Below are 22,864 nucleotides of genomic sequence, written 5' to 3' on the forward strand. Positions count from 1 at the left end.
AGACCCTCCATCCCGCCTCGCAGTACGACCTCGCCACGATAAAAACAGACGCCACGATCTGCGCGGTGAGGCATGCCGGATAGCACCGGAACAAGTAGTTCACGACACAACATCAATGATGGAGACACAAATGAACAAGCTGCTATTCCAAGTGGACGACCGTCCACCCCTCATCACCACCACCCTGCTGGCCGCCCAGCACATGCTCGCTGCGCTGGGCGGCATCATCGCCGTGCCGCTGGTGGTGGGCGCCGTCCTCAAACTGCCGGCCGACCAGATCGTGGCCCTGATCAACGCGGCGCTGCTCGGCTCGGGCATCGTCACCATCATCCAGTGCAAGGGCGTCGGCCCGATCGGCATCCGCTTGCCTTGCGTCATGGGCACCAGCTTCGCCTTCGTCGGCGCGGCCATCAGCATCGGCCTGGAACACGGCGTGCCCGGCATTCTCGGCTCCTCGCTGGCCGGTTCGGTGGTGATGATAATCGGCTCCTGCTTCATGCCGCAGATCCGCAAACTGTTCCCGCACGCCGTGACCGCCGTGGTGGTCACCATGATAGGCTTGTCGCTGGTGCCGGTCGCCATCGACTGGGCCGCTGGCGGCAAGGGTTCGGGCGCGCACTACGGCGATCCGATCAACCTCGGCATTGCGCTGTTCGTGCTGGTGACGGTGATCGCCCTGGTGCAGTACGGTAAAGGCATCTTCTCGGCCGCCGCCGTGGTGCTGGGCATGTTCGTCGGCTACCTGGTGTGCGTGGCCATGGGCCTGGTGGATTTCTCGTCGGTGCAGAAGGCCGCCGCGTTCTCGCTGCCGCAGCCCTTCGCGCACGGCATGACCTTCCCCATCAGCGGCATCGTCGCCATGGGCGTGGCCTACGTGGTCACCATGGTGGAAACCACCGGCACCTTTATGGCGCTGGGCTCGGCCACCAACACCAAGATGCGCGGCAAGACGCTGGCGCGCGGCGTGCTGTGCGACGGCGTGGGCTCGGCCTGCGTCGCCATGCTGGGCAGCCCGCCGGTATCGACCTTTGCGCAGAACGTGGGCGTGATCTCGCTGACCGGCGTGGCCAGCCGCCATGTGGTGGCCCTGACCGGCGTGATGCTGGCGCTGGCCGGCCTGTTCCCGGTGTTGGGCGCCATGGTGGTCACGATTCCGCAGCCGGTGCTGGGCGGCGCGGGCCTGATGATGTTCGCCATGATTATCGCCGCCGGCGTGCAGATGCTGAGCAAAGTGGAGCACAGCAAGCGCACCGGCATTATCATTGCCGTCTCCATCGGCTGCGGCCTGGCCGTCAGCGTGCGGCCGGAGCTGCTGGCCAAGCTGCCGGCTTTCGTGCACGAGATCTTCGGTTCCGGCATCAGCACCGCCGCCATCGTGGCCGTGACGCTGAACCTGATCTTGCCGGAGCGTCCGGTGGAAGCGAGCGACGACGACGAGGAGGACGTGCCCCAGCCCATGCTGGTAAAAAAGCTTGAGGCGGCCTGACTTCCTCGCCGCCTCCCCGCAGTAAAGCCCCGCGCCGGTGACGACCACCCGGCGCGGTTTTGACATTGTTTCCGCAGTGCCCGCGCATTGTTTCCGCAGTGTTTAATCATTCCTATGGACCTGAAAATGACTAAAACTCTCTTGATCAAAAACGCGCGTGTGGTGGTGACCATGGACGAGCAGCGCCGCGAAATCGACAACGGCGCAGTGTTCGTGCGGGACAATGTGATCGAGCAGGTGGGCTTCACGGCCGACCTGCCGCAGCACGCCGACGAGGTGATCGACGCCACCGGCCAGCTCGTCATGCCCGGCCTGGTGAACACCCACCACCATATGTACCAGAGCCTGACGCGCGTGATCCCGTCCGCGCAGAACGGGGAGCTGTTCAACTGGCTCACCAATCTGTATCCGATCTGGGCCAACCTCACCGGCGAGATGGTGCACGTGTCCACGCTGACGGCCATGTCAGAGCTGATGCTGTCCGGCTGTACCACCAGCAGCGACCATCTCTACATCTACCCCAACGGCTGCCGCCTGGACGATAGCATCGAGGCCGCGCGCAAGATAGGCATGCGCTTCCACGCCGCGCGCGGCTCCATGAGCGTGGGCCAGTCCAAGGGCGGCCTGCCGCCGGACCGCGTGGTGGAGGAGGAGGGTGCCATCCTCAGGGATACGCAGCGCCTGATCGAGACCTATCACGACGCGGGCCGCTACGCCATGCAGCGCATCGTGGTGGCGCCGTGTTCGCCGTTTTCGGTGTCGCGCGACCTGATGAAGGAAGCGGCCACGATGGCGCGCAGCTACGGCGTGTCGCTGCACACCCATCTGGCCGAGAACGTGAACGACATCGCCTACAGCCGCGAGAAATTCAATATGACGCCGGCCGAATACGCCGAGGACTGCGGCTGGGTGGGGCATGACGTGTGGCACGCGCACTGCGTGCAGCTGGATGACGACGGGGTCTACCTGTTCGCCCAAACCGGCACCGGCATTGCGCACTGCCCCTGCTCGAATATGCGGCTCGCTTCCGGCATCGCGCCGATACGCAAGATGGTGGATGCGGGCGTGCCAGTGGGGCTGGGCGTGGACGGCTGCGCGTCCAACGACGCGGGCCATATGCTGGGCGAGGTGCGGCAGGCCATGCTGCTGCAGCGCGTGGGCTTTGGCCCGGATGCGATGACCGCGCGCCAGGCGCTGGAACTGGCCACGCTGGGCGGCGCCAAGGTGCTTAACCGGGACGATATCGGCGCGCTCAAGCCGGGCATGGCGGCGGATATCATCACCTTCAGGCTGGACCAGATCGGCTTTGCGGGGGCGCTGCATGATCCGGTGGCGGCGCTGGTGTTCTGCACGCCGTCGAATGTGACGCACAGCGTTATCAACGGCCGGGTGGTGGTGCGGGATGGACTGCTGCAGACCGTGGATCTGCCGATTGTGATAGAGCGCCACAACACGCTGGCGCGCGAGCTGGCGCTGGCTACCGGGACGCGCAGGGCCGCGTGATCGGCGGGTTACGCCTTCGGCTAACCCGCCCTACGGATACGGCACAAGCATGCGTAGGGCGGGTTAGGCGGAGCCATAACCCGCCGTTACTTCAGCAGCGCCGCCACGAGGTCCTTATCCGGCGCGGCGCCGCTGGAGTCGAAGCGCAGCGCGGCTTCCACGTGCAGCAGGTGCTCCAGCATCAGCCTGGCGGCCAGCTCGGCGTCGCCCGCCTTGGCCGCATTCAAAAATTCCTCATGCTCGTTCGACGAGCACACCGCGTCGCGGTCCGACTGATACAGCATGGTGATGAGCGAGCTGCGCGCCACCAGTTCGCTCAGCATCTCGTGCAGCACCTGGTTCCCCACCACTTCCGCCAGCAGCACATGAAAGTCGCCCAGCAGCTGCGAGCGCACCTTGTGGTCGCCCAGCGCCTTGCGCTCCAGCTCCAGGTGCCGCTCCAGCATCTTGTAATCCGCCGCGACGGCCTTGGCCACGAACTCCCTGGCCAGTGCCGCTTCCAGGATGCGCCGCGCGGCGAAAATGTCGCGCGACTCCTTCTCGCTGGGCTGGCTCACGAAGGCGCCCTTGTCCGGCACCATCTGGATCAGCTTGTCCTTGGACAGGATGAGCAGCGCGGCGCGTATCTTGGTGCGGCTGACCGAATACAGGCGCGACAAAGCCTCCTCGCGCAGCTTGGTCCCCGGCGGCAGCTTGCGCGCCGCGATGGCCTCCGCGATGTGGTTTGCAATGTCGTTCGAGCTCTCGCCACTGCTCTGTTTTTCTTCGATGGCGATGATGGACGTTGGCATGGAGCGCTAGCAGTAATCAATTATCCAATCATACATGGATGACTATATATTGGCTACGCCCAGCCCCTAGTCATACGGCCTGCCGCCTGCCAGCAAGCGCTGCTTCAGCGTGGGCTCGCGCAGGTGCTCCAGCCACCACGCCAGCGCGCGGCCCTCGCTGCTGCCGCGCCAGGCCACGTACAGCACATTGGGTTCGCGCGGATTGGCGGTGGCCTTCTCCACCAGTTCGCCGCGTGCCAGCAGCGCCGACACGCGCTGGCGCGGCAGCCAGCCCACGCCCAATCCCTGGCGCTGCGCCAGCGCCTTGGCGCGCATGCTGGGCACCGCCAGCGCCGCCTGGCCGCCCACCGTGCCGTAAGCCCGGCTCCCGCTGACGCGCGCCGAATCGGCCACCACCACGGCGCGGTGCGCGGCGATCTCGTCGCGCTGCAGCGGCGCCTTGGCGCGCGCCAGCGGATGGGCCGGCGCCACCGCGAACACCCATTCCATAGCTCCCAGCTCGAACCAGCGCAGCTCCGGTATGGCGGGCGGCTCGTTGGTGGCGCCGACGATCACGCTGGCGCGCCCGTCGCGCAGCGCCTCCCATGTGCCGCCCAGCACCTCGCTGCTGAAGCGCAGGCTCACGCCGGACTGCAGGGCGTCGAAGTCCGCCACCAGCGGTGCCAGCAGGTCGAATTCAAACAGCTCGTCGGTGACGATCCACAGCCTGTCCTCCCAGCCGTTGGCCACCTGGCGCACGCGTTGGGCCATGCGCGCGGCGTCACGCATCAGGCGCTCGGCCTCGTCTGCCAGCAGCTGCCCGGCGGGCGTGAGCTGCAGGCGGTAGCGGCGGCGGTCGAACAGCAGGGCGTCGAAGCGCGATTCCAGCTGGCGCGCCTGGTGCGACACGGTGGACGGCGCCTTGCCCAGCCGTGCCGCCGCGCGCGACAGGCTGCCGCTGCTGCGGATCGCGTCCAGCAGCGCCAGTTCGTCTTCAGACAACATGTGCAATTTTATCGAATGAGTTCATCGTCCAGATTGTACGGCAAGAGCGGTTTCGGCCGCTACCATGCATGCAGTTAAACGAAAAACCCTTACAAAGGAAATGCACATGTTGAAATTCTACTTCCACACCTCGCCCAACCCAATGAAGGCAGCGCTGCTGCTGGAGGAACTGGGCGCCCCGTTCGAACTGATCGCGGTGGACACCTTCAAGGGCGAGCAGCACCAGGCCGCCTTCCTGAGCATCAATCCCAACGGCAAGGTGCCGGCCCTGGACGACAACGGCGTGATCGTGTTCGACTCCCACGCCATCCTGCTGCACCTGGCCGCCAAGCACGGTCAGTTCCTGCCATCGACCGCCGCAGGCCACGCCGCCATGCTGTCCTGGCTGATGTTCATCGCCACCGGCCTGTCGCCGTTCTCCGGCCAGGCCGTGCACTTCCTGCACCACGCCCCGGAAAAGCTGGCGTATGCGCAGAACCGCTACCTGAAAGAAGTGGAGCGACACTACCGCGTGCTGGACGAGCGCCTGGGCGTGAGCAAATACCTGGCCGGCGACGAATACACCATCGCCGACATGGCGCTGTGGGGCTGGGCCAACTTCGCCGGCTACATCCTGGGTGAAAAAGGCCTGAGCGACTACCCGAACGTGCAGCGCCTGATGACCGAAATCTCGGCCCGTCCGGCAGTGGCGCGCGCGCTGGCGCTGAAGGACAAGGTCACGCTGAAGCAAGACTTCGACGAAGAAACCCGCCGCGCCCTGTTCCCGCAGAACGCCTGATAGCACTTGTCAGTCCGGGGAATCGCCGCAGGCCCTGACTTAGCCCTACGCCGCTAATCCTAATCCTACAAGCGAACTCTGCCGCATCTCCCCCGATCCGGGGTCTGACCCCGGAGTGGTAAAAATGCGGCAGAGTCCGCCTTGGTGCCCCGGACACATCGTCGCTGACACCACCTTGCCGCCCGTCCCCCTGATTTAGTCCTATACCGTTAAATGTAATCCTACAAGCGGACTCTGCCGCATTTCCCAAACCCCGGGGTCAGACCCCGAATTTGGGGAGAGTGCGGCAGAGCCCGGTTCCGGATTTCGGCCGTTTTCTGCGTTTCATGCCCCGTTTTTTGCGCTTCATCGCACGCCGATGGAAGGGCGGGGAGCCTTTAGGTACAGTACAAACATCGCAGCACACAACGTAGTCCCAACCACCTGAGGAGCTTAAAATGAACGTACTGAAAAACATGGAAATCATCTTCGTCGCCGCCGCTTCGCTGGCCGTTGCCACCAGCTACGCTACCGCCAGCACGCCCGTGATCGAAGTCCCCGCCGCCGCCGTCGCTACCGTGGCCGCAGCCCCTGCCAAGATGCCTGTCGTGGTGGTCGCCGTCAAACGCCTGACCGCAGCCGAGAAAGCCGCCCTGATCTGAAACGGGGCGGTTTTTCAGAAGCAGCAGGCTGGAGGGCTGAAAACTCGAAAGAAGTGGCCTCGTCTTGGTACAATTGCTGTCTTTCCGACCTAGCGGCAACTCCCATGATAGACATCCAACTTCTCCGTAAAGATATTGACACCGTCGCAGCCCGCCTGGCGACGCGCAAGTTCCAGCTGGACGTGGCCGGTTTCAACGCCCTCGAAGCGGAACGCAAAGCGATCCAGATGCGCACCGAAGAACTGCAAAGCAAGCGCAATTCGCTTTCCAAGCAGATCGGTATGCTCAAAGGCAAAGGGGAAGACACCACCGCCGTGATGGCGGAAGTGGCCGGCCTGGGCGATGAGCTGAAGAACAACGAACAAGCTTTGTCGGCCGTGCAGGCGCAGATGGGCGATTTCATGCAGGCGGTGCCTAACCTGCCGCACGAATCGGTCCCCGTCGGCAAGGACGAAAGCGGCAACGTGGAAGTGCGCAAAGTCGGCACGCCGCGCGCCTTCGAGTTTGAAGTCAAAGACCACGTCGACGTGGGCGCGGCCCTGGGCCTGGACTTCGACACCGCCACCAAGCTGACCGGCTCGCGCTTCTCCGTCATGAAGGGCGGAATCGCCCGCCTGCACCGCGCGCTGGCGCAGTACATGCTGAACACGCACACCGGCGAGCACGGCTACACCGAATGCTACACGCCCTACATGGTCAACGCCGACTCCCTGCGCGGCACCGGCCAGCTGCCGAAATTCGAAGCCGACCTGTTCTCGGTGAAGAAGGGCGGCGCGGAAGGCGAGGGCGAGACCTTCTACCTGATCCCGACCTCGGAAGTCTCGCTGACCAACATCGTGCGCGACGAAATCCTGGCCGCCGACGCGCTGCCGCTGAAGATGACCGCCCACACCCCATGCTTCCGCTCCGAAGCCGGTAGCTACGGCCGCGACACGCGCGGCATGATACGCCAGCACCAGTTCGACAAAGTGGAACTGGTCCAAGTCGTGCATCCCGACACCTCGTATGACGTGCTGGAAGAAATGGTCGGCCACGCCGAGCGCATCCTGAAGGACCTGGGCCTGCCGTACCGCGTGATGTCGCTGTGCACCGGCGACATGGGCTTCGGCGCCACCAAGACCTACGACCTGGAAGTGTGGCTGCCGGCGCAGAACACCTACCGCGAGATCTCGTCCCTGTCCAACTGCGAAGCCTTCCAGGCGCGCCGCATGCAGGCGCGCTTCCGCAACGCCCAAGGCAAGCCAGAACTGCTGCACACCCTGAACGGCTCCGGCCTGGCGGTGGGCCGCACCCTGGTCGCCGTGCTGGAAAACTACCAGCAAGCGGATGGTTCGGTGGAAGTGCCGGAAGTGCTGCGTCCCTACATGGGTGGAATAACTCACCTCAAGGCATAAATAAGCCTTCCCTTTCTGCGAAGGCCTGCTATAATCTTGCCTTCTCGCAGCAGCATGTGGGAAAACGGAGAGGTGGCAGAGTGGTCGAATGTACTTGACTCGAAATCAAGCGTAGGGGCGACCCTACCGTGGGTTCGAATCCCACCCTCTCCGCCACAAACAAGCTGCTGCAGGAAAATGCGTCACCAGGAGAGGTGGCAGAGTGGTCGAATGTACTTGACTCGAAATCAAGCGTAGGGGCGACCCTACCGTGGGTTCGAATCCCACCCTCTCCGCCAAAACAAATAAAAACGGGCTCCCCTGCGGGAGCCCTTTTTTATTTGTTTGGACGGCGAGGGTGGGATTCGAAGGGCTGGGCGTACTTCGCCCAGCCCTCTCCGAATCGCCCATTTTGCAGTGCGCCTTAAAAGCTAGCCAGCCCCCAGCACCCCCGACAGCCGCTTGGCAGTCGCCACAACGGCGTCCTCAATAGCAAGCTTCTGCAGTGGCTCGTCAATCAGCAAATAACTCGGTCCCGCAACACTAATCGCCGCCACCGCCTCCCCAGCCGCATCAAACACCGGCGCCGCGCACGCATCAATCCCCTGTTCAAACTTCCCAAAACTCCAGCAGCACTCCCGCTCCGCCGCATCCAGCAGCAAAGCCTCTACCTCCTCAAACGAAAACCGGCCGCCCCTGGGATCCCCCTGCGCCGCATCATAAAGCCCCCGCCAGGACTCCCTCGGCAAGCGCGCCATCAGCACCCGTCCCGGCGCAATCAAATAAGCCGGCAGCCTGCTCCCCGGCCGGATATTGCTCACCAGCGGCGTCTGCGGCACCTCCTTCACCAGATACACCGCAAACGGCCCATCCAGCTCCACCATATACCCCGACCAGCGCACCTGCTTGCTCAGCAGCGCAACCAGGCGCCGCCCATGGCCGATCAAATCATCCTGCCCCAGCGCATCGGCCGCCAGCCCCAAAAAGCGCACGCCTATCCTGTGTCCGCCCTGCGGCAGCGCCTCCAGTACCCCCTCCGCCTCCAGCGTCGCCAGCAAGCGCGCCGCCGTGATGCGGTTAATCCCCACCTCGCGCGCCAGCGCGCTCAAATTCCCCGTCGACCCGCCTCCGGCCACAAAAGCCAGCAGCCTGAACGCACGCGACACCGAACCATCTCCATCCGCCATACATCCTCCCAATCTGTTCATATTTGAACACATTGAACAAAAATCGCACAAGAAAAATCCGCATTGCTATAGTCAACCCACCTTGCAACCCCCAGCGGAGACAACACCATGAGCAAACTGAAAATCGGCATCGCCGGCGCCGGCATAGGCGGCCTGGCCGCCGCCATCGCCCTGCGCGAAATGGGCCACGACGTCGTGGTCTTCGAGCACACCAAACAATTCCTGCGCGTCGGCGCCGACATCAACCTCACCCCCAACGCCGTGCGCGCGCTGGACGGCCTGGGCGCCGACGTGGCCGCAGCCGTGCGCCGCACGGCCGCGCGTCCCACGCACCGCATCAGCCGCACCTGGGACAACGGCGAAGAAACCTCCCGCCTCGAAATGGGCGACACCGCCGAACAAAAATACGGCGCCCCGCAACTGACCATCCACCGCGCCGACCTCCTGGCCGCGCTGGCCGCCGCCTTCCCGGCCGAGCGCGTCCTGTTCGGCAAGCACGTGGAGCACATCCAGGCCGAAGAGCAGGGCGCCACTGTCTCCTTCGACGATGGCAGCAGCCACAAGCTGGACCTGCTGGTCGGCGCCGACGGCATCCACTCCGCCGTGCGCAGCGCCATGTTCGGCCAGGAGCGTCCGCGCTTCACCGGCGTGGTCGCCTACCGCGCCGTGGTCCCGGCCGAGAGCCTGGCAGGGGTGCCCAATCTGCAGGCGTTCACCAAATGGTGGGGACCCACGCCGGAAAGCCAGATCGTCACCTTCCCGCTCAACGCAGGCAAAGACATCTTCATCTTCGCCACCACCGCGCAGGAAAGCTGGCACCTCGAATCCTGGACCACGCAAGGCAGCGTGCAGGAACTGCGCGACAGCTACGCCGGCTTCCACCCGGACGCGCGCGCCTTGCTGGATGCCTGCGACGAAGTGCTCAAGACCGCCCTCTACGAACGCGACCCATTGCCGGCCTGGGCCAGCGGCCACCTGGTGGTGCTGGGCGACGCCGCGCATCCCATGATGCCCTTCATGGCGCAAGGCGCCGGCATGGCCATCGAAGACGGCGTGGTGCTGGCGCGGGTTCTGCGCGGCGTGACGCAATCCGGCGGCATTCCCGCCGCGCTGCGCCGGTTCGAAGAGCTGCGCATCGAGCGCACCTCCAAGATCCAGCTCGGCTCGCGCGGCAACAACTGGCTGCGCGAAGGAGGGAACGCTGATTGGGTGTACGGATACGACGCGTGGAAAGTTGCCTGAAGGGGCTATCTATTTCCCGTGCGGGCACCTATAATCCAGCCTTCGCGAAAGTGCGAGACCAGGAGAGGTGGCAGAGTGGTCGAATGTACTTGACTCGAAATCAAGCGTAGGGGCGACCCTACCGTGGGTTCGAATCCCACCCTCTCCGCCAGAAACAAATAAAAACGGGCTCCCCTGCGGGAGCCCGTTTTTATTTGTTTGGACGGAGAGGGTGGGATTCGAAGGGCTGGGCGTACTTCGCCCAGCCCTCTCCGAATCGCCCATTCTGCAGTTGCTTTTGACTTCGCCTTTAAAGTGAGCTCCGCTCCGGCAGCATCAGCCTCCGCGTATGAAAATCATACTCATAAACCTCCCCATACCGCCCCCACTCCACAGCAATCTCCAGCGTGCGCTTGGCCTGTTCCGCCTCCAGCATCGCCTCCAGCAATTCGATAAACGGCTCCTCCGCCACCGACCCGCCATCCGCCTGCGCCAGTTGCGCATGGATGCGGGCGGCGAGCGGCACGTGCTTGAGCAGTTGCTGGCCGAACAGCTCCTGGCGCTGCTGCTGGTCCGCCTGCGCGTAGCGCTGGCCCAGCGCGGTGAGCGTGATGTCGCCTTTCTCCACCACGGCCAGGTCCAGCATGGCCAGCGCTTCGCAGGTGGGGAACAGTTCCTCGTCCGGCAGCTCGGTTTCCTCGGCCAGCTGCGGCAAATCGGCGCGGCCGCTGAAGGGCGCGGCGGCCACCAGCTCCAGCACCGATTCGATGCGGCTGATGTCCGTTTCCGGCAGGCGGTAGTCCGGCGGCGTGGCGGCTCCTGCTGCGGGCGCCGCCGGCATGGCGGCGGGCGCGCTGCGCATCGTCATCAGGCCGTACACCTCGTCGATCAGGTCGCGCACCTCTTGCGAGTCCGCGTTGCGCGGGCGCGGCAGATTGATGGCGATCTCGTGCCGCACGCGTCCCGGGTCGCTGGACAGGATCACGATACGGTCCGACATCATCACCGCTTCCTCGATATTGTGGGACACCACCAGGATGCCGCGCGTGGGGATGCGGCCGCTGTCCCACAGGTCCAGGATATCGTTGCGCAGCGTTTCGCCGGTCAGCACGTCCAGCGCCGAAAAGGCTTCGTCCATCAGCAGCACATCGGGATTAGTGACCAGCGCGCGCGCGATGCCTACGCGCTGACGCATGCCGCCGGACAGCTCGCGCGGCAGCGCGCCGCCAAAGCCCGCCAGGCCTATCAGCTCCAGCATCTCGTCCGCGCGCCGCTCGCGCTCCGCAGGCGGCACGCCCTGCGCCTCCAGGCCCAGCTCCACGTTCTGCTGCACCGTCAGCCAGGGGAACAGCGCAAAGGACTGGAACACCATGGCCACGCCGCCGGCCGGGCCGCTGATCTGCGCGCCGCGATAGGCCGCGCGGCCCTTGTCCGCCGCGATCAGCCCGGCCATGATGCGCAGCAGCGTGGACTTGCCGGAGCCGGATTTTCCCAGCAGGGACACGATCTCGCCCTTGCGCAGCGAGAAGTCCACGCCGTCCAGGATCACGCGCGGCGCGCCGTCCGCCTTGTTGAAGGATTTGCCGACGCCGGCCAGCTCCATCAGAATATTTTCAGCCATGTTCTACTCCTTACAGTCCACGGTTTTCGGCCAGCCGGTACATGCGGGTCCAGAAGAATCGGTTCAACAGCATCACGAAGATGCACATGACGCTCACGCCCAGCGCGATGCGGTGGAAGTCGCCCGCGTCGGTCATCTGCTTGATATAGCTGCCCAGGCCATCGGCCGCCAGCGTGGTTTTGCCCCAGGTGACGTATTCGGCCACGATGCTGGCGTTCCACGAGCCGCCGCAGGCGGTGATGGCGCCCGTCAGGTAAGCCGGGAACACGGCGGGCAGGTACACGCGCTTCCATTTCAGCCAGCCTTTCAGGCCCAGGTTGTCCGCCGCCAGGCGCAGCTCGTTCGGTATGGTGGAGGCGCCCGCCACCACGTTGAACAGGATGTACCACTGCGTGCCGAACACCATCAAGGGACTGAGCCAGATATTGGGCTGGAGCTCCAATGCCACCATCAGGTAGACCACCACCGGGAACATCAGGTTGACCGGGAAGGCGGCCAGGAACTGCGCCACCGCCTGCACGCCTTGCGCCCAGCGCGGCCGCAGGCCTATCCATACCGCCACCGGCACCCACAGCAGGGACGCCAGCGCGATCAGCACCATCACGCGCAGCAGGGTGATGAAACCGAGCCCGCCCACGTGCGCCACCTCGGCCCAGCCCACCGTGCCGTGCACGAACATGAGCAGCTGCCAGGCCGCCAGCAGCGCGGCCAGGACAATGGCTACGTCCCAGGCGCATGCGCCGTGCCGCGCCAGCAGGCCGCGCAGCCATGCCTGCGCTCCGCGTGGCGCGGGCGGCGCGGCTGCGGGGCGCTCGCCTGCGGGAGCGGCAGCGAACCAGCCCAGCGTGCTGTGCATGGCGGTCCAGAACTGGCCGGTCAGCTTGCGCGTCCAGCGGCTGCGGCGGCCCCAGTCCAGCAGCCAGGAGCGCTGCGCCGTGTCGCCCTGGGTGTCCTCGAAGCGGAATTTGTCGGCCCAGGCCAGCAGCGGGCGGAAAAACAGCTGGTCGTACAGCACGATCCCGGCCAGCATGGCCGCGATGGCAAGCGCGATCGCGCGCCCGTTTTCCTGCTCGATGGCCACGGCGATATAGGCGCCGATGCCGGGCAGCTTGATGTCCTGGCCCGCCACCGAGATGGCCTCGGCCGCCACCAGGAAGAACCAGCCGCCGGACATGGACATCATCATATTCCACAGCAGGTTGGGCATGGCGAAGGGCAGCTCCAGGCGCCAGAAGCGCTGCCAGCCGGACAGGCAGAACACGCGCGCGGCCTCGTTCAGTTCGGCCGGCACGTTGCGCATGGACTGGTACAGGCTGAACGCCATATTCCACGCCTGCGAGGTGAAGATGGCGAAGACGGCGGCGCATTCCACGCCCAGCAGATTGCCGGGGAAGAGCGCGATAAAGGGCGCGATGGCAATCGCCTGGAAGCCGAGGATGGGCACCGACTGCAGCACGTCGAGCAGCGGCAGCAGCACCTTTTCGGCGGCGCGGGACTTGACCGCCACCGCAGCGAACACGAAGGCGAACAGCAGCGAACAGCCGAGCGCCATGAACATGCGCAGCATGGTGCGCAGCAGGTAGTAGGGCAGCCAGGCGGCGTCCAGCGCGATCACGGCGGGCTGGCCCAGCGTGAAGGGGCGCGCCATCTGCGAGGCGCCGAAGCCGGCGGCGGCCAGCACGGCCAGCACCAGCGGCAGCAAGGCCCAGTCCCAGCGGTTGGGGCCGGATGCGCGCCACGCTGCGACGGTGGCGGCCGCGCCGGCGCGGCGGGGGAAGAACAGTTCAACCATAAGCAATCCCGATACGGGCTGCGCGGGGGCAGCCGGGTTCCGGCCTGCGCGGTCGCGCGCGGGCCACGAAGCCTGCGGCCAGCGGCGGCGCGCCGGCATGCGTAGGCATGGGCAGCGCGCGGCTGGGCCGGCAGGGCATGCAAACAAATCAGTGTGGGGAAAGTCCTGCGCCGGAACGGTTCCGGGGCGGGAAAGACACCATCATCCGCGCAAGGCAGGATGACGGCAGGGGAGGCCTGCGTTATCTTGCCGGGGCGGAGCCAGGGCGGGCCTGGCTACAACTACCACTCGAACAAGTGCCCATGAAGGGGCTCCATAAAACGTAAACAGCGCGAGTCTATCCAGCTACTTGCGGCTGGTCAATACATTGATGGTTGAATGTTGACCAGCCTAAGGCCGTCCTAAGCGCTTCTTAACATGTCCTTAACGCGGAATGACTGTTGCATCCGCCCCCACTCGCTGTCCTGAACAATTGCAAATCTGCAAATCTAACGGGTGGGCCCGAGGGAAATGTTTATAATCTTTTCAGACCAGCCACTGGAGAGTCCGGCCATGACAAAACGCGCCCCGCAGAGCTTGCTCCCCTTGCTGCTTTCCCTTTCGCTTGCCGGCCCGGCAGCCCACGCCGCAGTCCTGGCGGACAGCGACCTGGCCGACCTGTCGATTGAACAGCTGAGCAATATCGTCATCACCTCCGTGTCGCGCCAGGACGAAAGGCTGAGCAATGCGGCCGCGTCCGTCTTCATCATCACCGGCAGCGAGCTGCGCCGCAGCGGCGTGCGCAGCCTGCCCGAGGCGTTGCGCCTGGCGCCCAATCTGCAGGTGGCGCGCATCGACGCGCGCAACTACGCGGTCACCGCGCGCGGCTTCAACAACGCCTTCGAAAACAAGCTGCTGGTGCTGATAGACGGCCGCAGCGTTTATTCGCCACTGTTCTCCGGCGTGTACTGGGACGCGCAGGACGTGGTGATGGAGGACGTGGAACGCATCGAGGTCATCAGCGGCGCGGGCGCCACCATCTGGGGCGTGAATGCGGTCAATGGCGTCATCAACGTCATTACGCGTTCGGCCAAGGACACGCAGGGCGGCCTGGCCAGCGTGGCGGGCGGCGCGGACGAAAAGGACGGCACGCTGCGCTACGGCGGCAAGCTGGACAACGGCGCCCACTACCGGCTGTACGCACGCTACATGGATGTGGACGCCACTACCTCGGCCGCCGGCAAGGATACCGTCACCGGCATGCGGCGGCGCCTGGCCGGCTTCCGCGCCGACATGGATGTGCTGCAGGGCGGCTTCACCATGCTGGGCAACGCCTACCAGGGCGCGCTCGGCCAGGCCACCACGCGCGACATCTACATCTCGGGCGCCAACCTGGTGAGCCGCTACACCCGCAAGCTGCCCGGCGATGCCGACCTGCGCGTGCAGCTGGTGCTGGACCATACCGAGCGCAACCAGCCGGCCAACTTTATCGAACGGCTGGACACGGCGGAGCTGGAGGCGCAGCACGGCGTGCGCTTCGGCCGCGTGCACAGCCTGGTGTGGGGCGGCGGCTACCGCCACAGCCGCGACCAGGTCACACCCGGCGGCTACGCCTTCCTGCCCGGCAAGCTCAATATGCACTGGGGGAATCTGTTCGCGCAGGACGAGATCGCCGTCACGCCGCAGTTCAAGCTGACCGCCGGCCTGAAGGCCGAGCACAACAACTATACCGGCGCCGAATACCTGCCCAGCCTGCGCGCGGCGTGGATGCCGGACGCGGCCCAGCTGCTGTGGGCCAGCCTGGCGCGTACCGTGCGCGCACCGTCGCGCATCGACCGCGACTGGTATGTGCCGGGCACGCCCATCATCATCGCGGGCCAGCCGCGCTTTGTTATCGGCGGCGGCCAGCAGTTCGAATCCGAGGTGGCCAATGTGGCCGAGCTGGGCTACCGCGCGCAGCCCAGCGCGCGCTGGAGCTATTCCGGCACCTTGTTCTATGCCGACTACGACAAGCTGCGCACCATGGAACCGTTGCCGGTGCTGGGCAGCGAATTCCGCAACCTGGGCCAGGCCACCACGCGCGGCCTGGAGCTGTGGGCGCGCTGGCAGGCCACGCCCAACTGGCGCCTGAGCGGCGGGCTGACCGCGCAGAACGTCAAGCTGGGCCTCAAGCCGGGCAGCCGCGACAGCCTGCAGGCCGGCATCTTCCTGCCCAATGACCCGCGCCTGCACTGGCTGCTGCGCTCCTCGCATGAGCTGTCCGATGCCCAGCAACTGGACCTGACGCTGCGCTACAATGGGAAACTGCCGCATCCCGTGGTGCCGTCCTATTATGAAATGGACGTGCAATGGCTATGGCGTGTGCGGCCCGACGTCGACGTGGCGCTGATAGGCCAGAACCTGCTGCATGCCAGGCATGCCGAATGGGCCGCCGCGCCTAACCGCAGCGTACTCGAGCGCAGCGCATTGCTGAAAGTAACATGGCGATTCTGATTCCTGCCGCCGCCGGCGCCGTCTGCTTTGCGCTGCCCCTGGCGCAACGCTGGACCCGGCCCTGGCGCGGCCTGTCAAGCGCGCGCTGGCTGCTGCTGGCCGCCTATCTGTGCCTGGCCCTGCACTGCCTGGCCGGCGGGGCGGACGCGCCCGTGCAGGCGCCGGCCAATGTGGAGCGCAGCGTGAAAGCGGCCTTCCTGTACAAATTCCTCGGCTATGTTGAATTCGGCGCCGGCGTGGACGCGGCCGGCCCGCTGGTGGTGGGCGTGCTGGACGCGGACGATATCGCCGCCGAACTGTCCCGCATCACCGCCGGCCGCCAGGTCGGTGCGCGCGCCATCGCCGTGCGCGTGCTGCACGAGGGCGACCCGCCCGCCGGCCTGCACATGCTGTTTGTCGGCAGGGAAGCCGAGCGGCCGGGCGCCATGCTGCGCGCGGCGCAGCAGGCAGGCGCGCTCGGTGTGACGGAAAACAGCGACGGCCTGCAGCAGGGCGGCACCATCAATTTCCTGCTGGTGGAAGACCGCGTGCGCTTTGAAGTGTCGCTGCCGGCGGCCGAGAAAAGCAGGCTCAAGCTCAGCTCGCGCCTGCTGTCGGTGGCCTACCATGTGAACAAGGGCGGCTCTTGATGCTGGCGCGCCTGAAGCCAGGCACGGTGCGCGGCAAGCTGATACTGATGGCCCTGGCAACCACCTTCGTGGCGCTGGTTGCGTCCTCCGCCGCCATGCTGCTGTACGACCTCGACTCATTCCAGCAGTACTGGGTGGACGACATGACCACGCAGGCGGAAATCGTGGCGGCGGTCAGCATGCCCGCGCTCAGCTTCAACGACCAGACGGCGGCGCGGCAGAACCTGTCGCTGCTGCGGGTGCGCCCGCAAATCCAGGCCGGCGCCATCTACGCCGCCAACGGCAAGCTGTTCGCCGCCTACGCGCAGTCGGTGCAGGACACGCCGGTGTTCCCCGACAAGCCGGGACGGCCGGGCTACAGCATCGAGAGCGGGCGGCTGGTGGTCAACCATCCCATCGTCGAGAACGGCGAGGTCATCGGCAGCATCTACCTGAGCGCGCGCTACCGGCTGATAGACCGGGTGCGCAGCTATGCCGCCATCCTGGGCGGGGTCATGGTGCTGAGCCTGCTGCTGGCGGCGCTGGTGGCCAGCCGGCTGCAGCGCGGCATCACCGAGCCGCTGGCGGCGGTGACCGGCGTGGCGCGCGAAGTGATGCAGAAGCGCGATTTCAGCCTGCGCGTGCCGCCTTCCGGCAGCGGCGAGATCGGCACCCTGGTGGGGGCCTTCAACAATATGCTGGCCGAAGTGGGACGGCGCGCCTATGCGCTGCAGGAGGCCAACCAGACGCTGGAGCGCGAGATGGCGGTGCGCCAGGGCGCCGAGCGCGCGCTGCTGCTGGCGGACCGGCGCAAGGACGAATTCCTGGCCACGCTGGCGCACGAATTGCGCAATCCGCTGGCGCCCATCCGCACCGGGCTGGACATGCTGCGCGTGAACCCGGACGACCTGGCCGCCGGCGCCAAGGCGCGCGCCATCATGGAGCGCCAGCTCAAGCAGATGGTGCGGCTGGTGGATGACCTGCTGGACGTGTCGCGCATCAATACCGGCAAGCTGGCGATACGGCGCGAGCCGGTGCAGCTGCACGCGGTGGTGGGCGACGCGCTGGAGCTGGTGCGGCCCTATCTGTCCGCGCTGGGCCACGAGCTGCAGGTGGTGCTGCCGCCGCCGCCCGTGTGCGTGCATGGCGACGGCACGCGCCTGGCGCAGGTGCTGTCCAACCTGCTGAACAACGCGGCCAAGTACACCGACCGGGGCGGCAAGCTGGCGCTGCTGGCCGAACTGGACGGGGACAGCCTGCGCATCCGCGTGCGCGACAACGGCATCGGCGTGGCGCCGCATATGCTGGGCGAAATCTTCGAGATGTTTGTGCAGGCGGACACGTCGCTCGAGCGCAGCACGGCCGGGCTGGGCGTGGGCCTGTCGCTGGCGCGCAAGCTGGTGGAGCTGCACGGCGGCAGCCTGGCGGCGGCCAGCGCGGGCCTGGGGCAGGGCAGCGAGTTCACCGTGACCTTGCCGCTGATGCCGCCGCCGCCCGCCGACGCCGTCGTGGCGCCGCGCGCGGACGGCCAGCGGCGGCGGCACCGCATCCTGCTGGTGGACGACAATGCCGATTTCGTCGACGGCATCGGCATCCTGCTGAGCGCGGCCGGGCACACGGTGCGCGTCTGCCACGGCGGGCAGGAGGCGCTGGATCTGGCGGCGGGCTTTGCGCCCGATTTCGCCTTCCTCGACATCGGCCTGCCGCAACTGAACGGCTACGACCTGGCGCGTGCGCTGCGCCAGCTTCCCGGCCTGCACAGCACGGTGCTGGTGGCCGTCACCGGCTGGGGCCAGCAGAAGGACCGGCAACTGGCCTTCGAGGCGGGCTTCCAGGTCCACCTGGTGAAGCCGGTGGGGCTGGAGCAGTTCCTCGCCATACTGGATGGCGGCGGCTAGGCGGCGCACATTTCGGTTGCTAAAGTTTATCCATTCGGCAATACTTGTGATTTACTATTTTATAACTTTGCCATGCTGAAAAAATCCCTGTTGGCCGCAGCGCTTGCGCTGGCTACCCTGCAAGGCGCCGTCGCTGCCGAGCTGCCGTCCTATCCCTTCATCCACGCGCGCGGCACCGGTTTCATGTACGTGGGGCCGGACATGGGCGAGATTGATTTCGACGTGTCGGCCTACGATCAGGTGGCCGAAAAAGCGGTGGCCGTGATACAGGAGCGCGTGCTGGAGATCCGCGCGCTGCTGGCCGAGCAGGGCGTGACGGACGCGGACGTGGACGTGCGCGACATGCGCCGCCAGATCCGCAAGGCCAGCGCTAACGCCTCCGAGCCTGAGTACGATATCAAATGCTCGATCCACATCGTGGTGCGCGACCTGGGCAAGTGGCGCGACATCATGATGCCGCTGCTGAAAAAGCAGAACCTGGATGCCTTCGCCGCCACCTTCGGCCTGAAAGACCGCGCCAAGGTGGAGGCGGAACTGATGATGCAGGCCGTGCAGGAAGCGACCGTCAAGGCGGACTCGATCGCGAAGGGCTTCGGCAAGCGCGTGGGTCCGGTGGCCGGCGTGTCGTCGGACGAGATCAAGAACATCACCCGGGCTATAGGCCTGGCCCCGGTGGACTGGCCGCGCAACAGCAACAGCGCCAACACCAAGCGCAACGACACGGACCCGGCGGATCTGCTGCTGGTGACGGCGATGAAGATGTCGCAGTCGGTCGATGTGCTGTTCCGCTTCAAGTAAGCCCATGGCGCGCCGTGCCGCCCCCGCCCTGATCGCCGCCGCCGTCCTGGCGCTCAGCGGCTGCGCGGGCGGCCTGGGCGGGCTGCCCGGCGCCCAGCGTCCCGAGCCGAAAGCCGCCGCTCCCACCGCCGCGGCTCCCCCAGCCGCAGTCTCGCCAGCCGCCAAGGCCTCCGCCGTCCGCGCCGCCGCGCCTGTTGCCGTGGACGCCGTTTCTGGAGCCGCTGCCGTCCCGCCTCAATCCACCATCGACCAGCCTGCGCCCGGCATGGTGGCCTCCTGGCTCACCACCGGCGACCAGTCCCGCCTGCTCCAGCGCCAGCCGGACATCGCGCTGGGCGCTGCGCCGCGCGCGCTCACGCCCTGGTCGCCCGGCGTGGAAACCGCCGGCCCGCTGCCTGCTTCGCCGCTCGTGATCACCGTCGACCGCAGCGCGCGCCGGCAGCGCATGTCCGGCTTCGGCGCCGCCATCAGCGCCTCGTCCGCCTGGCTGCTGACGGAAAAACTGGACCCCGCCCAGCGCAAGGCCCTGCTGGCCGAGCTGTTCGGCCCGCCGCCCGGCATCGCCCTGAGCGTGGCCAGGCTGCCGCTGGGCGCCAACGAATTCGCCCTCGGCCGTTACAGCTACAACGACCTGCCGCCCGGGCAGACCGACGACGGCCTGGCCCAGTTCTCCATCGACCCCGACCGCGCCCACCTGCTGCCGCTGCTGCAGGAAGCGCTGGCCTACAACCCCGAGCTGGAACTGATCGCCAGCCCCGCCAGCGCGCCCGGCTGGATGAAGACCAGCGGCAGCCTGCTGCAAGGCACGCTCAAGCCGGAGGCCTTCGACGCCTACGCCCGCTACCTGAAACGCTACGTGGACGTCTACCTGGAGGAAGGCATTCCCATCCACGCCATCACCGTGCAGAACGAGCCATCCGCCGAGCCCGCCGACGCCCCCGGCATGCGCCTGGACGACGCCGCCCGCGCGCAGCTGATAGGCAAGCACCTCGGCCCGCTGCTGGAAGACGAAGGCCCGCTGATACTGGACTGGGACGGCAACCGCGACACTCCGCAAGCCCCGCTCAAGGTATTGGCCGACAAGGCAGCAGGCCAGTACGTGGCCGGCGTGGCCTGGCACTGCTACGCCGGCGACGTGGGCGCGCAGGCCGCTGTGGCGGCCGCCCATCCGGGCCAGGACAGCTACATCACCGAATGCTCCGGCGGCGCCTGGGCTCCGGCCTGGAGCGACAACCTCACCCATTTCGCGCGCACGCTGGTGCAGGGCGCGGCGCGCGGCGCGGCCAAGGGCATCATGCTGGGCAACTTGGCGCTGGACGGGCAGGGCGGCCCGCGCATAGGCGGCTGCCGTGGCTGCCGGGGCGTGGTCACGGTGGGCGAGGGCGGCGTGGTCACGCGCAATCCAGAATACTACGCGCTGGCACACGCCAGCCGCTTCGCGCGCGCCGGCGCCTGGCGCATCGCCTCCGGCGCGGCCAAGGACGGCGTCGACAGCGCCGCCTTCGACAACCCCGACGGCACGCTGGCGCTCATCGCCGTCAACTCCGCCGCCGAGCCGCGCACCTTCACCATCCAGGCCGCCGCGCTAGCCTTCACCGCCACCCTCCCGCCCGCCAGCGTCGCCACCTACGTCTGGCGTCCCGCCGCCACGCCAGCTGCCCCTCGGGACGGGCCATAATGGCGTAGAATCGGCGCTTAGCCCAGAGGAGCGCCATGCTGTTCGACCTGACTGATTTACGCCTGTTTATCCATATCGCCGAACTGAAAAGCCTGACCCGCAGCGCCGAGCGCATGCATATGTCGCTGGCGGCGGCGAGCAACCGGGTCAAGGAGCTGGAGGCGCGCTTCGGCACGCGGCTGCTGTACCGCGAGAACAAGGGCGTGCAGCTGTCCCCCGCGGGCGAAACGCTGCTGGCCCACGCGCAGCAGTTCATGCAGATGGTGGAGCGCCTGAAAAGCGAGATGCAGCAATATAACAACGGCATCAAGGGCCATATCCGCATCTTCGCCAACACCACCGCCGTCACCGAATTCATGCCCGAAGTGCTGGGCCGCTTCCTGGGCGTGCATCCGCAGGTGAACGTGGCGCTGGAGGAGCGGCTCAACCAGGACATCGTGCGCGGCGTGCAGGAGGGGACGGCCGATATCGGCATCGCGGCCGGCCCGGTGCAGGGCGCCGGGCTGGAGATCATTCCGTTTTCCACCGACCGCCTGGTGCTGGCGACGGCGCAAGACCATCCGCTCGCAACGCGCGGGCAGATAGGTTTTGCGGAAACGCTGGACTACCAGCACATCGGCCTGCACGAAGGCAGCACGTTGCAGCACTTCCTGGCGCGCGCCGCGCACGAAGCCGGGCAGCGGCTGCAATTGCGCATCCAGGTGCGCGGCTTCGAGGCCATGTGCCGGATGGTGGAGAACAATGTGGGCGTGGCCATCCTGCCGCATTCGTCGGCGTTGCGGCTGAGCCGCAGCATGAAGCTGGCGCTGGTGGAATTGACGGAGCCGTGGGCGGTGCGCGAACGCAGCGTGGTGGTGCAGAAGCTCGACGCATTGCCGCTGTATGCGCGCGAGCTGGTCGACTTCATTTGTACGATGGAGGCCGAGCACGGCGGCTTACGCGGGACCACAGGAACATTGGGCGCGTAGGGCGGGTTAGCGTAGCGTAACCCGCCGGCATGCCCGCAGCTTATTTGCCTTCCGCCGCCGCAGCTTCCTTGTTGAAGGCAGCGATCAGTTCCTTGCCGATGCGCTCTTCCATGGTTTTCTGCACCGGCTGCATGGCCGCGCGCCAGGCCGCTTTTTCCTGCGCCGTGAGCGTGTAGACCTCGGTCTTGCCGGACTTCTTGATCGCTTCCAGCGCGGCGTCGTTCTCCTTCTGCGCAATGTCGTTGGCGTACTTGGTGGATTCCTTCATGGCGCCGTCCAGCGCGGTGCGCACGTCGGCCGGCAGCGCGTCCCAGAATTTCTTGTTCACGATGACGGCGTAGCCGATGTAGCCGTGGTCGGACACGGTCAGGTGCTTCTGCACCTCATGCACCTTCTGCGTGTAGATATTGGACGGCGTGTTCTCGCTGCCGTCCACCACGCCGGTCTGCATGGCCTGGTAGACCTCGGAGAAGGCCAGCACCTGCGGATTGGCGCCCAGCGCGCGCATCTGCGCGTCCAGCACCTTGGACGACTGGATGCGCATCTTGGTGCCCTTGAAATCGGCCGGCGTGCGCAGCGGCTTGTTGGCCGTCATTTCCTTGAAGCCGTTGTCCCAGAACGCCAGCCCGACGATGCCCTTGGCCTCCAGCTTCTTCAGCAGCGCCTTGCCCACCGGACCGTCGTTCACGCGCTCCAGCGCCGCCTTGCTGGGAAGGATGTAGGGCAGGTCGTAGACCTCGAACTCCTTCACGCCCAGCGGGCCGAACTTGGACAGCGACGGCGCCAGCATCTGCACCGATCCCAGCTGCAGCGCCTCCAGCTCCTCCTTGTCCTTGTACAGCTGGCTGTTCGGATAAATCTCCACCTTCACGCGGCCCTTGGTGGCCGCTTCCGCCAGCTCCTTGAACTTCTGCGCACCTTTGCCTTTCGGCGTGTCGGTCGCGACCACGTGGCTGAACTTGATGATGATGGGATTTTGCGCAAAGGCGCTGGCCGCGAATACAGTGGCGGCCGCAAACAGCAGGGATTGCAGTTTCATGGTGTCTCCAGATGGTGAAGGGCTCT

At 66.3% G+C, this 22,864-nt stretch carries 18 protein-coding genes and 3 tRNA genes; 15 read left to right on the plus strand and 6 right to left on the minus strand.

The window, feature by feature from the left end:
• Positions 1 to 130 precede the first annotated feature (130 nt).
• Entirely contained in the window at positions 131 to 1,486 is a 1,356-nt protein-coding gene (locus KT882_RS12075) for a nucleobase:cation symporter-2 family protein (RefSeq protein ID WP_161074956.1), read from the plus strand.
• A gap of 126 nt (positions 1,487 to 1,612) precedes the next feature.
• Entirely contained in the window at positions 1,613 to 2,989 is a 1,377-nt protein-coding gene (locus KT882_RS12080) for an 8-oxoguanine deaminase (RefSeq protein WP_161074957.1), read from the plus strand.
• 86 nt (positions 2,990 to 3,075) lie between these two features.
• Here the strand turns inward: KT882_RS12080 and KT882_RS12085 are convergent, their stop codons facing one another.
• Together KT882_RS12085 and KT882_RS12090 are read right to left on the minus strand one after the other, a co-directional pair.
• Positions 3,076 to 3,780, minus strand: coding sequence for a GntR family transcriptional regulator (locus KT882_RS12085; RefSeq protein WP_161073966.1), 705 nt, complete (start codon positions 3,778 to 3,780; stop codon positions 3,076 to 3,078).
• A gap of 66 nt (positions 3,781 to 3,846) precedes the next feature.
• On the minus strand, positions 3,847 to 4,764 hold the full coding sequence (locus KT882_RS12090; RefSeq protein WP_228895921.1) for a LysR family transcriptional regulator: 918 nt from the start codon (positions 4,762 to 4,764) through the stop codon (positions 3,847 to 3,849).
• Positions 4,765 to 4,870: 106 nt separating this feature from the next.
• Between KT882_RS12090 and KT882_RS12095 the strand changes: the two genes are divergently transcribed.
• The 5 genes from KT882_RS12095 (at position 4,871) to KT882_RS12115 (ending at position 7,855) form a co-directional block, all read left to right on the plus strand.
• Positions 4,871 to 5,542, plus strand: a complete 672-nt coding sequence (locus tag KT882_RS12095; RefSeq protein ID WP_223149372.1) for a glutathione S-transferase family protein — start codon at positions 4,871 to 4,873, stop codon at positions 5,540 to 5,542.
• A 437-nt stretch (positions 5,543 to 5,979) separates the two neighbouring features.
• Positions 5,980 to 6,183: a hypothetical protein gene (locus tag KT882_RS12100; protein WP_161073968.1), complete on the plus strand. Its 204-nt coding sequence runs from the start codon at positions 5,980 to 5,982 to the stop codon at positions 6,181 to 6,183.
• A 104-nt stretch (positions 6,184 to 6,287) separates the two neighbouring features.
• Positions 6,288 to 7,577, plus strand: a complete 1,290-nt coding sequence (serS, locus tag KT882_RS12105; RefSeq protein ID WP_228895923.1) for a serine--tRNA ligase — start codon at positions 6,288 to 6,290, stop codon at positions 7,575 to 7,577.
• 66 nt (positions 7,578 to 7,643) lie between these two features.
• A tRNA-Ser gene (locus tag KT882_RS12110) sits at positions 7,644 to 7,733 on the plus strand.
• 32 nt (positions 7,734 to 7,765) lie between these two features.
• Positions 7,766 to 7,855, plus strand: a tRNA-Ser gene (locus tag KT882_RS12115).
• A gap of 132 nt (positions 7,856 to 7,987) precedes the next feature.
• Here KT882_RS12115 and KT882_RS12120 read toward each other — a convergent pair.
• The gene (locus KT882_RS12120; RefSeq protein WP_161073970.1) at positions 7,988 to 8,743 is read right to left on the minus strand and encodes an IclR family transcriptional regulator; all 756 of its coding nucleotides are present in this window, start codon (positions 8,741 to 8,743) and stop codon (positions 7,988 to 7,990) included.
• A 108-nt stretch (positions 8,744 to 8,851) separates the two neighbouring features.
• On the opposite strand from KT882_RS12120, the gene KT882_RS12125 reads away from it, so the two are divergent.
• Together KT882_RS12125 and KT882_RS12130 are read left to right on the plus strand one after the other, a co-directional pair.
• Positions 8,852 to 9,985: an FAD-dependent monooxygenase gene (locus tag KT882_RS12125; protein WP_228895925.1), complete on the plus strand. Its 1,134-nt coding sequence runs from the start codon at positions 8,852 to 8,854 to the stop codon at positions 9,983 to 9,985.
• Positions 9,986 to 10,046: 61 nt separating this feature from the next.
• Positions 10,047 to 10,136: transfer RNA gene (locus KT882_RS12130), tRNA-Ser, on the plus strand.
• Between the two features lie 138 nt (positions 10,137 to 10,274).
• On the opposite strand, the gene KT882_RS12135 is transcribed toward KT882_RS12130, so the two are convergent.
• Positions 10,275 to 11,585 (minus strand): ABC transporter ATP-binding protein, encoded by a 1,311-nt coding sequence (locus tag KT882_RS12135; protein ID WP_161073972.1) that lies wholly within the window; start codon positions 11,583 to 11,585, stop codon positions 10,275 to 10,277.
• A gap of 10 nt (positions 11,586 to 11,595) precedes the next feature.
• The gene (locus KT882_RS12140; RefSeq protein ID WP_228895927.1) at positions 11,596 to 13,377 is read right to left on the minus strand and encodes an ABC transporter permease; all 1,782 of its coding nucleotides are present in this window, start codon (positions 13,375 to 13,377) and stop codon (positions 11,596 to 11,598) included.
• A 552-nt stretch (positions 13,378 to 13,929) separates the two neighbouring features.
• On the opposite strand from KT882_RS12140, the gene KT882_RS12145 reads away from it, so the two are divergent.
• The 6 genes from KT882_RS12145 to KT882_RS12170 all read left to right on the plus strand — a co-directional run bounded on the left by KT882_RS12145 (position 13,930) and on the right by KT882_RS12170 (position 21,799).
• Positions 13,930 to 15,849 carry a TonB-dependent receptor plug domain-containing protein gene (locus KT882_RS12145; protein ID WP_228895929.1) on the plus strand — a complete coding sequence of 640 codons (1,920 nt, stop codon included), beginning with the start codon at positions 13,930 to 13,932 and terminating at the stop codon, positions 15,847 to 15,849.
• Positions 15,837 to 16,478 (plus strand): YfiR family protein, encoded by a 642-nt coding sequence (locus tag KT882_RS12150; protein ID WP_228895931.1) that lies wholly within the window; start codon positions 15,837 to 15,839, stop codon positions 16,476 to 16,478. The genes KT882_RS12145 and KT882_RS12150 overlap by 13 nt, the downstream gene beginning before the upstream one ends.
• Complete coding sequence (locus KT882_RS12155; protein WP_228895932.1) at positions 16,478 to 18,355, plus strand: hybrid sensor histidine kinase/response regulator; 1,878 nt, start codon at positions 16,478 to 16,480, stop codon at positions 18,353 to 18,355. Before KT882_RS12150 ends, KT882_RS12155 begins: the two co-directional genes overlap by 1 nt.
• Positions 18,356 to 18,427: 72 nt before the next feature.
• On the plus strand, positions 18,428 to 19,153 hold the full coding sequence (locus KT882_RS12160) for an SIMPL domain-containing protein (RefSeq protein ID WP_228895934.1): 726 nt from the start codon (positions 18,428 to 18,430) through the stop codon (positions 19,151 to 19,153).
• Between the two features lie 4 nt (positions 19,154 to 19,157).
• On the plus strand, positions 19,158 to 20,831 hold the full coding sequence (locus KT882_RS12165) for a glycoside hydrolase family 30 protein (RefSeq protein WP_161073978.1): 1,674 nt from the start codon (positions 19,158 to 19,160) through the stop codon (positions 20,829 to 20,831).
• A gap of 35 nt (positions 20,832 to 20,866) precedes the next feature.
• Entirely contained in the window at positions 20,867 to 21,799 is a 933-nt protein-coding gene (locus KT882_RS12170) for a LysR family transcriptional regulator (protein ID WP_228895935.1), read from the plus strand.
• Positions 21,800 to 21,839: 40 nt separating this feature from the next.
• On the opposite strand, the gene KT882_RS12175 is transcribed toward KT882_RS12170, so the two are convergent.
• Positions 21,840 to 22,838: a TRAP transporter substrate-binding protein gene (locus KT882_RS12175; protein ID WP_161073980.1), complete on the minus strand. Its 999-nt coding sequence runs from the start codon at positions 22,836 to 22,838 to the stop codon at positions 21,840 to 21,842.
• Positions 22,839 to 22,864: the final 26 nt, after the last annotated feature.

The organism is Pseudoduganella aquatica, from assembly GCF_020865585.1.
Taxonomy (GTDB): Bacteria; Pseudomonadota; Gammaproteobacteria; order Burkholderiales; family Burkholderiaceae_D; genus Rugamonas; species Rugamonas aquatica_A.

Bases quoted from the DNA above. Each gene is read 5' to 3' on its own strand.
- KT882_RS12075 (WP_161074956.1), top strand. From the start codon at position 131: ATGAACAAGCTGCTATTCCAAGTGGACGACCGTCCACCCCTCATCACC.
- KT882_RS12080 (WP_161074957.1), top strand. From the start codon at position 1,613: ATGACTAAAACTCTCTTGATCAAAAACGCGCGTGTGGTGGTGACCATG.
- KT882_RS12085 (WP_161073966.1), bottom strand. From the start codon at position 3,780: ATGCCAACGTCCATCATCGCCATCGAAGAAAAACAGAGCAGTGGCGAG.
- KT882_RS12090 (WP_228895921.1), bottom strand. From the start codon at position 4,764: ATGTTGTCTGAAGACGAACTGGCGCTGCTGGACGCGATCCGCAGCAGC.
- KT882_RS12095 (WP_223149372.1), top strand. From the start codon at position 4,871: ATGTTGAAATTCTACTTCCACACCTCGCCCAACCCAATGAAGGCAGCG.
- KT882_RS12100 (WP_161073968.1), top strand. From the start codon at position 5,980: ATGAACGTACTGAAAAACATGGAAATCATCTTCGTCGCCGCCGCTTCG.
- serS (WP_228895923.1), top strand. From the start codon at position 6,288: ATGATAGACATCCAACTTCTCCGTAAAGATATTGACACCGTCGCAGCC.
- KT882_RS12120 (WP_161073970.1), bottom strand. From the start codon at position 8,743: ATGGCGGATGGAGATGGTTCGGTGTCGCGTGCGTTCAGGCTGCTGGCT.
- KT882_RS12125 (WP_228895925.1), top strand. From the start codon at position 8,852: ATGAGCAAACTGAAAATCGGCATCGCCGGCGCCGGCATAGGCGGCCTG.
- KT882_RS12135 (WP_161073972.1), bottom strand. From the start codon at position 11,585: ATGGCTGAAAATATTCTGATGGAGCTGGCCGGCGTCGGCAAATCCTTC.
- KT882_RS12140 (WP_228895927.1), bottom strand. From the start codon at position 13,377: ATGGTTGAACTGTTCTTCCCCCGCCGCGCCGGCGCGGCCGCCACCGTC.
- KT882_RS12145 (WP_228895929.1), top strand. From the start codon at position 13,930: ATGACAAAACGCGCCCCGCAGAGCTTGCTCCCCTTGCTGCTTTCCCTT.
- KT882_RS12150 (WP_228895931.1), top strand. From the start codon at position 15,837: ATGGCGATTCTGATTCCTGCCGCCGCCGGCGCCGTCTGCTTTGCGCTG.
- KT882_RS12155 (WP_228895932.1), top strand. From the start codon at position 16,478: ATGCTGGCGCGCCTGAAGCCAGGCACGGTGCGCGGCAAGCTGATACTG.
- KT882_RS12160 (WP_228895934.1), top strand. From the start codon at position 18,428: ATGCTGAAAAAATCCCTGTTGGCCGCAGCGCTTGCGCTGGCTACCCTG.
- KT882_RS12165 (WP_161073978.1), top strand. From the start codon at position 19,158: ATGGCGCGCCGTGCCGCCCCCGCCCTGATCGCCGCCGCCGTCCTGGCG.
- KT882_RS12170 (WP_228895935.1), top strand. From the start codon at position 20,867: ATGCTGTTCGACCTGACTGATTTACGCCTGTTTATCCATATCGCCGAA.
- KT882_RS12175 (WP_161073980.1), bottom strand. From the start codon at position 22,838: ATGAAACTGCAATCCCTGCTGTTTGCGGCCGCCACTGTATTCGCGGCC.